This window comes from Arthrobacter monumenti (genome assembly GCF_054511255.1).
Genome location: NZ_JBTNCY010000005.1, coordinates 173324 through 187278 on the forward strand (window position 1 = coordinate 173324; position 13955 = coordinate 187278).

At 63.8% G+C, this 13955-nt stretch carries 12 protein-coding genes and 1 pseudogene; 7 read left to right on the forward strand and 6 right to left on the reverse strand.

The genetic code is table 11. The features are described 5' to 3' along the window. Nucleotides 1–4: 4 nt before the first annotated feature. The gene (locus tag ACX80B_RS09185; RefSeq protein WP_459295316.1) at nucleotides 5–628 is read left to right on the forward strand and encodes a DUF1684 domain-containing protein; all 624 of its coding nucleotides are present in this window, start codon (nucleotides 5–7) and stop codon (nucleotides 626–628) included. Here ACX80B_RS09185 and ACX80B_RS09190 read toward each other — a convergent pair. Further along, nucleotides 625–1485, reverse strand: a complete 861-nt coding sequence (locus ACX80B_RS09190; RefSeq protein ID WP_459295318.1) for an SDR family oxidoreductase — start codon at nucleotides 1483–1485, stop codon at nucleotides 625–627. The two genes, ACX80B_RS09185 and ACX80B_RS09190, sit on opposite strands and share 4 nt — an antisense overlap. 72 nt (nucleotides 1486–1557) lie before the next feature. Here ACX80B_RS09190 and ACX80B_RS09195 point away from each other — a divergent pair, with 72 nt between their 5' ends. Together ACX80B_RS09195 and ACX80B_RS09200 are read left to right on the forward strand one after the other, a co-directional pair. Then, nucleotides 1558–2730 carry an amidohydrolase gene (locus ACX80B_RS09195; protein ID WP_459295320.1) on the forward strand — a complete coding sequence of 391 codons (1173 nt, stop codon included), beginning with the start codon at nucleotides 1558–1560 and terminating at the stop codon, nucleotides 2728–2730. 78 nt (nucleotides 2731–2808) lie between these two features. Continuing rightward, nucleotides 2809–4272, forward strand: coding sequence for a M23 family metallopeptidase (locus ACX80B_RS09200; protein WP_459295322.1), 1464 nt, complete (start codon nucleotides 2809–2811; stop codon nucleotides 4270–4272). Nucleotides 4273–4321: 49 nt separating this feature from the next. On the opposite strand, the gene ACX80B_RS09205 is transcribed toward ACX80B_RS09200, so the two are convergent. The 3 genes from ACX80B_RS09205 to ACX80B_RS09215 are packed head-to-tail and all read right to left on the reverse strand — an operon-like array spanning nucleotide 4322 to nucleotide 7651. Next, nucleotides 4322–5095, reverse strand: a complete 774-nt coding sequence (locus ACX80B_RS09205) for an oxygenase MpaB family protein (protein ID WP_459295324.1) — start codon at nucleotides 5093–5095, stop codon at nucleotides 4322–4324. A gap of 4 nt (nucleotides 5096–5099) precedes the next feature. Beyond that, entirely contained in the window at nucleotides 5100–6260 is a 1161-nt protein-coding gene (locus ACX80B_RS09210) for a cystathionine gamma-synthase (protein ID WP_459295325.1), read from the reverse strand. A gap of 14 nt (nucleotides 6261–6274) precedes the next feature. Beyond that, nucleotides 6275–7651, reverse strand: a complete 1377-nt coding sequence (locus ACX80B_RS09215) for a cystathionine beta-synthase (RefSeq protein ID WP_459295327.1) — start codon at nucleotides 7649–7651, stop codon at nucleotides 6275–6277. A 72-nt stretch (nucleotides 7652–7723) separates the two neighbouring features. Between ACX80B_RS09215 and ACX80B_RS09220 the strand changes: the two genes are divergently transcribed. Beyond that, the gene (locus ACX80B_RS09220; protein WP_459295329.1) at nucleotides 7724–8707 is read left to right on the forward strand and encodes a DNA-3-methyladenine glycosylase family protein; all 984 of its coding nucleotides are present in this window, start codon (nucleotides 7724–7726) and stop codon (nucleotides 8705–8707) included. A gap of 65 nt (nucleotides 8708–8772) precedes the next feature. Here ACX80B_RS09220 and ACX80B_RS09225 read toward each other — a convergent pair whose 3' ends face one another. Next, nucleotides 8773–9945: an alpha/beta hydrolase gene (locus tag ACX80B_RS09225; RefSeq protein ID WP_459295330.1), complete on the reverse strand. Its 1173-nt coding sequence runs from the start codon at nucleotides 9943–9945 to the stop codon at nucleotides 8773–8775. 65 nt (nucleotides 9946–10010) lie between these two features. On the opposite strand from ACX80B_RS09225, the gene ACX80B_RS09230 reads away from it, so the two are divergent. From ACX80B_RS09230 to ACX80B_RS09240, 3 genes and pseudogenes are all read left to right on the forward strand, one after another. Beyond that, nucleotides 10011–10568, forward strand: coding sequence for a TetR/AcrR family transcriptional regulator (locus tag ACX80B_RS09230; RefSeq protein WP_459295332.1), 558 nt, complete (start codon nucleotides 10011–10013; stop codon nucleotides 10566–10568). A gap of 65 nt (nucleotides 10569–10633) precedes the next feature. Beyond that, a complete protein-coding gene (locus tag ACX80B_RS09235; protein WP_459295334.1) occupies nucleotides 10634–11773 on the forward strand; it encodes an FAD-dependent oxidoreductase in 1140 nt (379 codons plus the stop codon). Between the two features lie 113 nt (nucleotides 11774–11886). After that, a pseudogene (locus tag ACX80B_RS09240) lies at nucleotides 11887–12129 on the forward strand (YdeI/OmpD-associated family protein); the annotation flags it as partial. A gap of 73 nt (nucleotides 12130–12202) precedes the next feature. Here the strand turns inward: ACX80B_RS09240 and ACX80B_RS09245 are convergent. Continuing rightward, the gene (locus ACX80B_RS09245) at nucleotides 12203–13852 is read right to left on the reverse strand and encodes an AMP-binding protein (RefSeq protein WP_459295336.1); all 1650 of its coding nucleotides are present in this window, start codon (nucleotides 13850–13852) and stop codon (nucleotides 12203–12205) included. Between the last annotated feature and the right edge of the window lie 103 nt (nucleotides 13853–13955).

Here is a 13955-nt window from a genome sequence, read left to right on the forward strand (position 1 = left end):
CACCATGGCATCCGCGAGCACCGTCCTATACATTGCAGACTGGCGGAACCGCGTGTTCGCTCTTTACCGCCAGGTTCGTGCCATCGCCAGCTCGGAACCAACCCGCGCCCACGCATACTGGTGGCAAGAACGCGATGAACTATTCCGCACACATCCGGCCTCACCTCTGAGCGACGCAGCTAAGTCCAGATTCACTGGGCTGAATGTGGCTCCGTATAACCCGGATGCGCGTTTCGAGTGCGTCATCCGGGAAAGTGCGTCAGCGGAGATGCGCGAAATTCCTACGGGCACTGACGGCGTCGTTCCGTTCGAACGAATCGGCACGGTCGAACTCGGCGGCGTCGGCACCTTGGCTCTGTGGCGGCTTGCATCCTACGGCGGTGGACTGTTCCTGCCGCTTCGCGATGGCTTGGCCGGGACGCCTGAAGGCACCTACGGCGGCGGCCGCTATCTACTGGATACCGCTAAGGGTGCCCATCTCGGCGAAGGAAGTAAACCCGGGAGCATCATCGTTGACCTTAACTTTGCCTACAACCCGTCCTGTGCCTATAACGAAAAATGGGCTTGCCCCCTGCCGGGTCCGGGTAACTCGCTCGATGAGCCGCTTCCCTATGGCGAGTTGCGTTAGACCGAGAAGCCGCCGTCGCTCTTGAGCAACTGTCCGGAAATCCATTTCCCGTCGGGCGACAGCAGGAACCCAACCAGATCAGCCGTGTCGGCAGGGGTTCCCAACCGGCCCGTCGGCTGCAGCAGGGTCAACTGTTCACGCAGCCCGGTGTCCATCCAGCCCGTGTCGATCGGGCCGGGGTTGACGGCGTTGGAGGTTATGCCCAAATGCCCCAGCTCCCGCGCCGCGGCGATGACGATCCGGTCCAGCGCGCCCTTGCTTGAACCGTAGGGCAGATTGTGGACGGTGTGGTCGCTCGTCAGCGCAACGATACGGCCGTCGTCGCCCGGAAGCTGGCGCGCGAACTCCGCAATCAGCTGCCAATTGGCCCGCACGTTCACCGCAAAATGCCGGTCGAAGCTCTCCAATGTGGTGTCCAGGATGCCGGAGTCAACGCTTTCGCAGTGGGACAGCACGACGGCGCTAAATGGTCCAATCCCGGCGAGCACGGCCGCGACGAGCCGCGGAACGGCGTCGGGCTGCTCGAAGTCCGCCTGCACGGAGAAGACCTGCGCGCCCATAGCTTCGAGCTCCGACGTTAGTTCCACCATGTCCGGCGTACGAACGTCCGCCGGCCCGCCGTCGTCGTCGTCGTCGTCGTCGTCCGAAGTGTTGCCGGTGCCGTCGCCGCCGGAGATGTTGCCGGTGCCGCCGTCGTCGGCAAAGGCGCCAGAGCTGCCCCACGGCATGCGCTCGTCATAACCGGCCCAGTAGGTCAGCGCCAGGTCCCAGCCGTCGGCGGCGAGTTTGCGGGAGATACCTGCGGCGATTCCGACCGTGCGGCCGACGCCGGTGATCAGGGCTATAGGTCTGGGCATGGATTCATCCTAGCCGCGCAGGCCAAGGAGTATGTTGGAACCACCCATCGAAAGACCGAAAGGCAGCTATTCATGAGCTTCGCAATCACCAATGCCCACGTTGTCCCGATCGAAGGCGATCCCTTTGACGGAACGGTGCTGATCAAAGAGGGAAAGATCGCCGCTCTGGGTCCCAAGGTGAAAGTTCCGCGCAGTGCAGAGGTGCTGGACGCCGGGGGAAAGTGGCTGCTGCCAGGCTTCATCGATGCGCATACCCACCTCGGCGTCCATGAGGAGGCTGAGGGCAAGGAGGGCGACGACACGAACGAGATGACCGATCCCATCATGGCCGCCGTCCGCGCGCTGGATGCGATCAACCCGCACGAGATGGGCTTCGACGACGCGCTCTCCGGCGGCATTACCGCCGTCAATGTGAATCCGGGCTCCGGTAATCCGGTCGGCGGGCTCTGCGTCGCCCTGCACACGCACGGCCGCTATGTCGACGAAATGGTGCTCCGCTCCCCCAGCGGTCTCAAGGCCGCCCTGGGCGAGAACCCGAAGCGGATTTACGGCGAGAAGAAAAAGACGCCATCCACCCGGCTGGGCACCGCGATGGTGATGCGCCAGGCCTTCGTCGACGCGCAGAACTACATGGGCAAGGCGGACAAGAACGGACGCGATCTCAAGCTGGAAGCGCTGGCCATGGTGCTGAACCGGGAAATCCCGTGGCGCCAGCATGCGCACCGCGCGGACGATATTGCGACGGCGCTGCGGATGGCCGACGAGTTCGGCTACGAGCTGGTGCTCGATCACGGCACGGAGGCACATGTCCTGGCCGATGTCATTGCCGAGAAGGGTGTTCCGGTGCTGATCGGGCCCTTGTTCACTGCGCGTTCGAAAGTGGAGCTGCGGCAGCGTTCGCTGCTGAACCCGGGCAAACTGGCCGCTGCCGGCGTCGAAATTTCCATCATTACCGACCATCCGGTGATCCCCATCCACTTCCTGGTCCATCAGGCGACCCTCGCCATCAAGGAGGGGCTGGACCGGCGGACCGCGCTTGAGTCCATCACCATTAACCCGGCCAAGGTCATGGGTGTTGCGGACCGGGTGGGCTCCCTCAGCGAAGGCAAGGACGCCGACGTGGTGCTCTGGAGCGGCGACCCGCTCGACGTGATGCAGAGGGCGATGAAGGTCTGGATTGGCGGCAAGGAAGTGTTCAACTACGACGACGAGAGCCGGCACGGAACCGTCGCTCCCCGCGCGTAACCGTGAGGAAGCGGGACCTCGTGCCCTAGCGCATGAACATGGTGAGCCACAGACTGAAGCCATAGAGGTGAATCCCCAATGGCCCACATCGCCGTCCCACAACCCCTCGATTCCGCTGAGCAAGCGCTTTCGGCACCGCCCCGGGAATACAGGGATCGGCGAAAACTGGTCCTGTTTGTCCTTGCCGTGCCCGCGCTTGTTGCCGCGGTGCTCTTCCTGGGACCGGTTGGCTTGATCCCGTTTGGTCTACTGCTGGCCTTCAGCACGGACTCCGACGAGGAGGCAACCTGGCGGTCGGTCAGGCTCTCGCCGCGCAATCTCGGGCTGGCTACGCTCATGGCGGTGGCCTTCGTCTTGTTCTGGCTGGGATACTCCGATCTGGACACGTCTACGCTCGTGATGATCGCCGGAACGCTGATCGTCCTGCCGCTGGCACTCCGGGAATCCGCAGGGGATGCGGTGCGTGAACGCACCCTCGCCGTCACGAAGCGCAGCCTCGTCATGACGCTCTTGGCATTGGTGGCCTTCGCCTACCTCTACAAAGACAATGGGGCGTGGCTCTACGGACTGGCGGCCGTGTGTATTTTCCTGCCCCTTACCTTGACGGCGTCGCGGGCGTGGGCCGCGCGGCGCGGATGGGTCGAGCCGGGATTGCTCCGCCACCCGTTCCGCCGTCAGGTGCGGCCCCATCTGGTTCAGTGCCTGAACACCTGGCTGTGCTGCGGGCTGCTCGGTGGGGTCATCGCCGCCGGCGGCATACACCACGCACGAACGAGCCACTCGTTGAACGCCGCCCAGTTCGACGCCCTGTTCTGGGTCTTCGCCGCTAGCCTCGTCCTGCTCGCGGTGTTGGCGCTCATCCCGCGGCGGCCCGTCCAGGTGGCAACCAACGTAGCCGTGGCCCTGTTCTCGGGCTTCCTCGCTCTCCAACTCGTCCAGTCATCGGTCCCGCCCTCCGAAGCGGTCGTACTCGACTCGCCACTGGTCGGCGAGTGGTACGTATACAACGGCGGCCGCAGCGTCCTGCTCACCGGCCATACCTTGGGCGAGACAAACGCCGTCGACTTTGCGCAGTTTGGCACCAACGGGCGCACTCACACCGGAGGAAGCGATGACCCGCTGACCGACTACGCGGGCTTCGGGGAACCCCTACTGGCGCCGGCCGACGGACGGATCGTGGCCGTGATTGATCACTACGCCGATGAACCGGTCGGTACCATCGGCCCGCGATCCAACGTCGTGGTGGTGGACATCGGGGGCGATCGTTACGTCGTAATGGCCCACCTCAAGCAGGGCAGCGTCACGGTCCAGGCCGGGGACCTCGTGCGGAGCGGGCAGCCGCTCGCCGCGGTCGGGAACAACGGCAATTCGAGCGGGCCGCACCTGCACCTGCAGGTGCAGGACTCCCCGGCAGACATGAACGCCGAGCGCAGCTATCCCATGGTGTTCCGCAACGTGGACATCACCGGTGGCGGCCCCTGGCCATGGCGCGCCGATGGCGAGCTTCGCCTCGGTGACCTTGTCCGGACAATCGGGCAGTGACGACGAAAGCCGGCACGGAACCATCGCTCCCCGGGCGTAGCCGGTTCGACTAGGAGACGTCGAGCTGCCGCAGGTAGTAATTCCGCAGCCCGTGGCGGAGGACGCGGGGCAGCCGTGGATACAGCACTGAGCAGAGCCGCATCGTGCGGTCGAAGCGGCGTTGACGTGCGGTGTTCCATGGGAGCTCGAACGAGTTCCGCACATTTGCCGGCAGCAGTCCTGCGGTGACCAACTGGGCCAGCGGCATACCGGCCCGCAGCCACAGCGGGACACCTTCCGGGTGCAGAAGATCCCTCGCTACGCGTCTTGTCAGCTCATCCGTTTCCAGCGCCGCGATCTGCTCGTTCCAATACGCAGCGAAGGCGGCGCGGTCCTCCGGCCACAGATCGGCTGGAAGCTGCAGGGCTGTGCCGACCTCCGCATAATCCCGGTAGACCCGGTCGGCGGATTCCTCGTCAAGGACGCCATAGATCTTGTCGTGCACCTGAACCGCGGTGTCGTAGAGCGTGGCGACCACCCACAACTGCAGCTGCGGATCGAACGCCGAGTAGCCCGCTTTTTCAGCTCCCGCTTCGCGCCGCACCGGTACGTGCGCCCGGTTGACCTGCCGCCGGACGGCTCTGAGCTGCTCGGGAGTTCCATACACCACGGCGTAGACATACGTCAGGGTTGTCCGCAGACGGTCCAGCGGGCGGCCGGCGAAATTGCTGTGCTCCGCCACACCGTGACCGACCGCCGGATTGGCAATCTGGAGCAGGATCGCCCGGCCCGCGCCGAGCAGGAGGATGCCCTCCGCTCCGATATCCGCCAGTCCGCGTGCCATGGTCTTACAGCGCGGAGATTGCCTGGTCCAGGTCGGCGATCTGGTCCTCGACATCCTCGATCCCGACCGAGAGCCGCAGCAGGTTCTCCGGGACAGCCAGCTCGGTGCCTTTAACGGAAGCGTGCGTCATCTCCGACGGGTAGTTCATCAGCGATTCGATGCCGCCCAGGCTCTCGGCCAAGGTGAACACGCGTGTCGCTTCGGCCACCTTGCGGGCAGCAGCCTCTCCGCCCTTGAACGTCACGGAAATCATTCCGCCGAACGACTTCATCTGCCGCGCGGCAAGCTCGTGTCCGGGGTGGTCCGGCAGTCCCGGGTAGTAGACGTTTTCCACGGCGTCCTGTTTGAGCAGCCATTCGGCAATCTGCTGGGCGTTGGCGCTGTGCCGGTCCATCCGCACCCCGAGCGTTTTCAGCCCGCGGGTGGTCAGCCAGCCGTCCATCGGAGCAGATACCGCGCCGACCGCAAACTGGATGAAACCGACCTTTTCGGCGATATCGTCGTCGTTCATGACGACGGCGCCGCCCACCACATCTGAATGCCCGCCAATGTATTTGGTCGTTGAATGCACGACGACGTCGGCCCCGAGTTCCAGCGGGGTCTGCAGGTATGGCGAAGCGAAAGTGTTGTCCACCACGAGCCAGGCACCGATGGAGTGGGCCTTCTCGGCGAGTGCGGCGATATCGGTGATCTTCATCATCGGGTTCGACGGCGTCTCGACCCAGATGAACTTCGTTTTGCCCTTCGCAATGGCGGCATCCACGGATGCGTCGTCGGCCATGTCCGCGGTGGCGTTCGTGACTCCCCAGGCTTTCAGCACCCGGTCGATGAGCCTGTGGGTTCCCCCGTACGCGTCGTTGCCGAGCACGATGTGGTCGCCGGGAGCCAGCAGGCCGCGGATGAGTGCATCCTCGGCGGCCAGGCCTGAGGAGAAGGAGAGCGCGTGCTTTCCACCTTCGAGCGCGGCCAGCTGTTCCTGCAGGGAATCCCGTGTCGGATTGGTACCGCGGCCGTATTCGTAGCCGTTGCGCAGTTTACCGATGCCGTCCTGGGCGAAGGTCGAGGTCTGGTAGACCGGCGGGACAACGGCGCCCGTGATGGAATCCGGTTCCTGCCCGGCGTGGATGGCGCGGGTATTGAAACCTTGGCTGTTTGCCTGGCTCATGGAAACTCCTTCTGCTAGCGGTTCAAATACGACAGTAGGTCCTGGCGGGTGATGATTCCCACCGGAGCGCCATCGGACGTAACCATCAGCGCATCGGTCTGCTGCAATTCCCCGCGCGCATCCTGGACGGGCTCATTGGCGCCAATCACCGGCAGCAATGCCGCCATGTGGTCACCGACGAGGGCAGACGGTGTGGCATCCCCGGTGAACAGCGCCTCACCGAGGGACCGTTCGTCCACACTTCCGAGAACCTCGCCCATCAGCACGGGCGGTTCGTGAGAGAGTACCGGCAACTGCGAGACACCGTAGCGGCCCAGCAGAGCGATGGCGTCCGCCACCGAATCGTCCGGGCGCACATGCACCAGCTGTGGGATTTCGGCGGACTTGGCGCTGAAGACATCCATCACCGTGGGGCCTTCTTCGGCGCTGAGGAACCCGTAGGAACGCATCCATTTATCGCTGAAGATCTTGCCCAAATACCCACGGCCGCTGTCCGGCAGCACGATCACGACGACGTCGTCGGCGGTTAGTTTTTTGGCGACCCGGAGCCCGACGGCGACGGCCATGCCGCTGGAGCCGCCCACGAGCATCCCCTCTTCCCGGGCGAGCCGGCGGGTCATTGCGAAACTCTCGGCATCGTCGACGGCGATAACCTCATCGGGAACCGCGGGGTCGTACGCGTCCGGCCACATGTCCTCCCCGACACCCTCGACGAAGTAGGGCCGTCCGGTGCCTCCCGAGTACACGGAGCCTTCGGGGTCCGCGCCGATGATCCGCACCGGTCCGGAAGCACGGTCGGCGGAAATTTCCTTGAGGTACCGCCCCGTTCCGGAGATCGTTCCACCCGTGCCGACGCCGGCAACCAGATGGGTCAGCTTGCCCTCGGTGTCGCGCCAGATTTCAGGACCGGTTGACTCGTAGTGGCTCAGCGGGCCGTTCGGATTGGAGAACTGGTCCGGCTTGTACGCGCCGTCGATCTCGCGCACCAGCCGGTCGGAGACGCCGTAGTAGGACTCCGGGCTTTCCGGCGGAACGGACGTCTTGGTCACGACCACCTCCGCACCATAAGCGGCCAGCACGTTGCGCTTGTCCTCGCCGACCTTGTCCGGGCAAACAAAGATGCACTTGTACCCGCGCTGCTGCGCCACCATGGCCAGCCCGACGCCGGTATTGCCCGACGTCGGCTCGACGATCGTGCCGCCGGGCTTGAGTTTGCCTTCGGCCTCGGCGGCGTCGATGATCTTCGTCGCGATCCGGTCCTTGATGGACCCGCCCGGGTTCATGTACTCCAGCTTCACCAGGACGGTGGCGGCAATACCTTCGGTCACTTTATTGAGCTTGACCAGCGGGGTGTTGCCCACGAGGTCCACTACGGAGTCGGCGTACTTCATAGCTACAAAGTTACGCGGCGGCACCGACAAGAACCAAAGCAATTGTTACGCCGCCCATGCGAGGATGGATGCATGACCCTCACCGCCTCCGGATCAACCGGTTCCCTTCAAGGACTGGCCGACGGCGACGTACCGGGAACAGTATGGGAACCGGGCGGTCCGTATTCCATGGCCGCCACACTCGGGATCCTGCAGCGCGGCACCATGGATCCTTCGGTCTGTATAAAGGACGGCGTCGCGTGGCTGGCTTTTTCGACGGCGGAAGGCGCGGCAACGCTGCGGCTGGTGCAACGACATACTGACGGGCCAGTCTCAGCTTCGGCCTGGGGCCCCGGCGCACAGTTGGCGCTCGATGGCGTGCCCGCGCTATTGGGAGAAGCTGACGACTGGTCCGGCTTCGACGATCCGGAGTTTCTGGCCAGTCTCCCGCATCGGGTCAGAGAGGCCCGACGCCGGAACCATGAGCTGCGCCTGCCCAGCACCGGGCGGATGATCGATGCGCTTGTCCCCGTCATCCTGGAACAGAAGATCACCACCATCGAAGCACGGCGTGCCTGGCGCTACCTGGTGGGCAAGTTCGGTGATCCGGCACCAGGACCCGCGCCAGCCCACATGCGCGTGACGCCCACACCGGAACAGTTCCGCCGCGTCCCCTCCTGGGACTGGCACCGGGCTGGTGTGGATTCGAAACGCTCGGCCACCATCCTGCGTGCCTGCGCCGCCGCTTCCGGTCTTGAGCGGCTGCGCGCGTTGCCCACCGGCGGCGAACTCACCTCGAAGCTGTGCTCCATTCCCGGCATTGGGCCGTGGACGGCGGCGGAAACAACCCAACGCACGCACGGTTGTCCGGACTCCGTCTCGGTCGGAGACTTCCATCTTGCCGCTTACATCGGCTGGGCGCTAGCGGGTAAACCGGTCGACGACGACGGCATGTTGGAGTTGCTCGAGCCCTGGCGCGGACACCGGCAACGCTTCGTCCGAATGCTGGTGCTCAGCGGCTTCCGCAAACCGTCCTTCGGCCCGCGGCTCGCTCCCGCCGACCACCGTTTCCGGTAACAACATCTACTCCGCATCGGCATGTATCTTAAACATCTCAATGCCTATCGCGGTCATGTCGAGCTTTACTGTGGCTTCAGCACCGAGACCTCTCGTGTGCTTCGCACCCAGGCGGTGAAGGCCTCGATCCGGTCTACTACCAAGCCCGTCCGCAACGTGTTGAAGTAGTCGAACGAGTGCTGGGCGTCCGGCAACTCCGTGTAGATGACCGGCTGGTGCGACACCTCGTCGAGCGCACCAGCAAACTCACGGGCCCATTCCACGGGCACCATCGTGTCCTTGTCACCGTGAACGATATAAAACGGCGGGGCGTCGGCGTTGATGTGAGCCGCCGGGGTGCTGCGGAGTGCAGAATCCGTTCGGCCGTAATAGCCGTACAGGCAGATCGCGCCGGCAACTGAGGTGTCTGCATCTTCAAAGCCGGGCTGAAACTCAGCCTTATTCGTGGTCAGCGCCGCAAATGAGGCGAGGTAACCCCCCGCGGAGTTGCCGGCGACGAAGAGGGTGGAGGAATCTGCGCCATAGTCCTGGCCATGCTCGCGGACCCAGGCAAGTACCCGCTTCGCGTCCACGATGTAATCCGGAAAGCTGGCCTTGGGGCCCAGCCTGTAATTCGCGCTGATGCACACCCAGCCGCGGCTTGCCATCCGATGGATCAAGGGCAGTGACTCCCGGTTCTTCGCCCCTGAAACGAAGTGACCTCCGTGGAAATGGACGAGTACCGGACGGCCGGAGGTTCGCGACCGGTTCCGATAGACGTCGAGTCTGTTCCGCCGCCCGGCGTCTCCGTACGCGATGTTCGAAATACGCTCGACGTCGAACCGTCTGCGCAGGAACGGAACCAGAAACGCCCGTACCGGGCGCGGACGGGTACGCAGACCCTCTGCCAGCCATGGTGAGATTTCCGCCCGCCACTTCGGCCCGAGTGCTGCGCACAGGGCCTGCTCGGGAACCCGGCGGGACCGTACCGCCTGCCATGCAATATGGCCTAAAGCGGCCAGCACGAGCACCATCAGGCCAAGCGATACAAGGCCGGACGGCGACACCGGGTCCTTTGCGTCGAACGTCTGGAGCGTGGATGCCACGCCCAGGCCAATCGCGAGGATCGGCATCTCGTTGTAGACCATACCGACCAGATAGACGCTGATTCCGAGGGTGCCGTGGCTGCGGACCGGCCGGAGTGCGCAAAGTGCGCAGGCACCGAGCACAACTACGCCAACCAAGTAGCCGATGGACACGTTCCGCTATCCCTTCTTCTAAACAACATTTGTAGTGATCGTAACTACGGGTGTAGTTTTTGTCTATGAGCCAGAGATTTGAACATCTCCTTGATGCCGCCATTGAAGTGCTGGCCGCGGGCGGAGCACGGCACCTGACACACCGGGCCGTGGACGCGCAGGCCGGTCTCGCCCCGGGGTCGGCATCGAATCTTTTCCGCACGAGGGATTCATTGCTGACGGGTGTGCTCCAGAGGATCCTTGAACGCGAGATGGCGGTGTGGGGCGGACTCACTATCGGTCTGGAATCGGGGGATATTGGCAAATTTTCCGAAGCCATGGGCAGACTGGTCGAAGAACTCAGCGATGAACACCGTGGACTCACCCAGGCCCGCCAAGCCGTGTTCGTGGAGGCAACAAGCAACCCAGTTCTATGCCAGGAGATTCACAACGCCCGTGAGGAGATGTCCACATGGGCGGTCCCGGCTCTTGTGAGTATCGGATCATCTGATCCGGCCACCCACCTGCGCTGCCTGCTGGCCCTCGTCGACGGCCTCCTCATCAGCCAGCTCATTGAACCCGCGACGGACTTCGCGCCGGCCAAGGGAATCGACGCATTGTTGCGCGGCCTCACCCAACAGTGAGCAACCCCGGAGGACATCAGAAGCCCCTGCTCCGATGGAACAGGACCACATCAAAGGAGTAAAGGATGCGAATTCTCATTGTTGGCGCCGGCATCGCCGGGCTTACACTGGCCGGTTTATTAGGCCGTCAGGGCCACTCCGGAGTCGTCATTGACCGACGTCGCGAAGGCACCGGCCAGGGCTACGGCCTGGCATTGTGGCCACACGGAAGCCGAGTCTTCCATGCACTTGGTGTCCATAGCGACTTCGTCGCAAAGAGCGCACCCATGGAGAAGTACGTCGCCAGGGACGGGGCCGGGAGGCTGCTCACCAGCTCGTCAATGCCGACGAGTATCAGTTCTTATGGCCATCTCGGCATCATCGACCGCTCGGATCTGCTCGATATCCTCCAGCCCGCCCTGGCCGGTGTCGAAGTCCGCGACGGAGTTGGCATTGACGGCCTTAAACAGACCGGAGATCAGGTCGACGTTGAATTCGATGATGGTGTGGCCGGAACCTTCGACCTGGTCATTGGAGCGGACGGGATTCACTCACGCGTGCGCGCGCTGTTGTTCGGCCACGTCCCCGAGCGCGGTACCGGGTGGGGATGCTACGTGTGGTGGGCAGATCCGTCCCTAGCGGGCACCGCAGAGACGACCGAGAGGTGGGGTGCCGGGAGTTTCCTCGGCACCTATCCGTGCCGGGAGCGGTTGTGCGTCATCGCAGGCGCACCACTGGATGTCCTGCAGCCCGATCGGCCGGACGGGCGGACTGACCGGCTCGCGGCGCTGCTCAGTCCCTACGGCGTTCCTATCGATAACTTCCTTGCGGACCTGCCGGGCGATGACGAGCCGCTCTTTCTCTGGCCGATGGCCGATGTCCGCGCACCACAGTGGGTACAGGGCCGGGTGGCTCTGGTCGGAGACGCGGCCACCGCGTTCCTGCCAACCGCCGGAATCGGCGCATCCATGGCAATGGAATCCGCCGCCGTGCTGGCCGACGAATTGTCCCGAACCGATGCGAACTTCCTTCCGAACGCCCTGGAACTCTACGTGCGGCGCCGGCGCAGCAGGGTCGAAGCCGCACAAACCCAGTCACGCCGCCTGGCGCGGCTGATGTTCATCCGGTCGCGCCGAATCGCCTCCCTCAGGGACCGAGCCTTCCGCTTTGCCACTATGGAACAAATGGTCGGCCAGCTCATTCAGTCACTGCACGACCCAATCTAAATTCGCCTGCTCCGCAAGTGTTGGTCTGAACTGAACCGTGCACCACAACCCTTTAATGTCTAGAGCTGACCTATGCAGCCCCCATCCTGACCCGTGCTCCAGCGGCGGGACGGATGCGGCCGGCAGGACTGATAGAGACCCGGGCCGCCCGGGCGGACGTCCGTTGGGATGCGGCGTACGAATCGCAGCGCACCGCCGTCGTACCAGCCGATCTCACAGCCGCCCTGGCTGGCAACCCTTCCGCAAGTGCCGCCTTCGAGCGTCTGGACCGGTCAACCCGGTATGCCCTGATCCTGCCGCTGCTCAAAGCCCGCACGCCGGAAACGCGTGCGGAGATTTTGGCCCGGACCATCGAGCGGCTGGCGGATCAAGCCGACTTGGCCAATCAGCCGGCCAGTCAATCAGCGGTCAGCCGGTCAGCCAAGACGCTCAGCCAAGTCCGAGCTTGTCAATGGCGTCCTGGCGCATCTCGACCTTGCGGATCTTGCCGGACACCGTCATCGGGAAGCTTTCCCGCACATCGATGTAGCGCGGAATCTTGTAGTGCGCCAATCTCCCCCGGCAGAACTCGGTGACATCTTCGACGGTCAGGATGCCGGCGTCGGGATTGAGGATAATGCACGCCATGAGCTCCTCGCCGTAGCGTTCATCCGGGACACCGATAACCTGCACGTCCTGGATCGACGGATGCTGATAGAGGAACTCTTCGATCTCGCGCGGATAAATGTTCTCGCCGCCACGGATCACCATGTCCTTGATCCGGCCCTCAATGGTGATGTAGCCGTCCTCGTCCATCCGGGCCAGATCGCCGGTGTGCATCCAGCCATCCGCGTCGATCGCCTCGGCGGTTTTCTCCGGAGCGTTCCAGTATCCCTTCATCACGCTGTAGCCGCGGGTGCAGAATTCGCCCAGTTCACCGTGTTCGACGACGTCGCCGCTGATGGGGTCGATGATCTGATTTTCCAGATGCGGCATGGTGCGCCCGACGGTCTCCGTGCGCCGGGCCAGGCTGTCGTCCGGCCGGGTCATGGTGGACACCGGCGACGTCTCGGTCATGCCGTAGCAGATCGCGACTTCGGCCATGTTCATCTCATTGACCACCCGCTTCATGATCTCAACCGGGCAGGTTGAGCCGGCCATGACGCCGGTGCGCAGGGAGGACAGGTCGTACTTGGCGAAGTTGTCCAGCGCGAGTTCGCCGATGAACATTGTCGGCACGCCGTAAAGCGAAGTCCCGCGGTAGTCCTGTACTGCCTGAAGCGTGGCTGAGGGGCTGAAGCCTCGGCCCGGGATGATGGTGGCAGCGCCGTGCGAGAGTGCGTTCAGATTTCCGATCACCATCCCGAAGCAGTGGTAGAACGGCACCGGAATGACGACCCGGTCCTGATCGGTGTAGTTGAGCAGTTCGCCGATGAAGAAGCCGTTATTGAGGATGTTGTGGTGCGTGAGGGTTGCACCCTTCGGAAAACCGGTGGTGCCCGAGGTGTACTGCAGGTTAATGGCGTCATGCTGGTCCAGCCCCGCCATCCGTTCCTGCAGTGCGGCCGGATCCACTTCCGCTGACCTGGCCGAGACCCCGGCAAAGGTGACCTCGCCCTGCCCGGCCGCCGCGTCGTCGTCGTTCCCGTCAATCAGGACCAGTTCAACCAGGTCAGGGCAGGCCTCGATGGCTTCGCGGCCCATTCCGACGAAGTCGCTGTTCTTGTCCGACGGCGCAACGACCAGCATGCGCATCCCGCACTGTTTGACGACAAATTGGAGCTCATGGGACCGGTAGGCGGGGTTTACGTTCACCAGGATGGCGCCGGCCTTGGCGGTGGCGTACTGCAGTATTGTCCATTCCGCACAGTTCGTGGACCAGATGCCGATCCGGTCGCCCTTCTCCACTCCCATCGCGAGGAGTCCACGGGCCAGCCGGTCGACTTCTGCGTTGAGCTCCGCGTAGCTCCAGCGGCGGCCGGTGGCGGCCTCGATCAACGCATCGTTGTCCGCAAACCTGGCGGCGGTGCGCTCGAAATGATCTCCGATGGTGGCGTCCAGCAGTGGCTGGTCGGACGGTGCTGAGGTATACGACTGCAAGCTCGAACTCCTTTGGTGACACCCGCGTTGGCTCAAGAGCAGGCTACCAAACAGTGTGTTGCGCTCCACATTTCCAACCGGATCCAAAAAAGTCCCCGCCGGT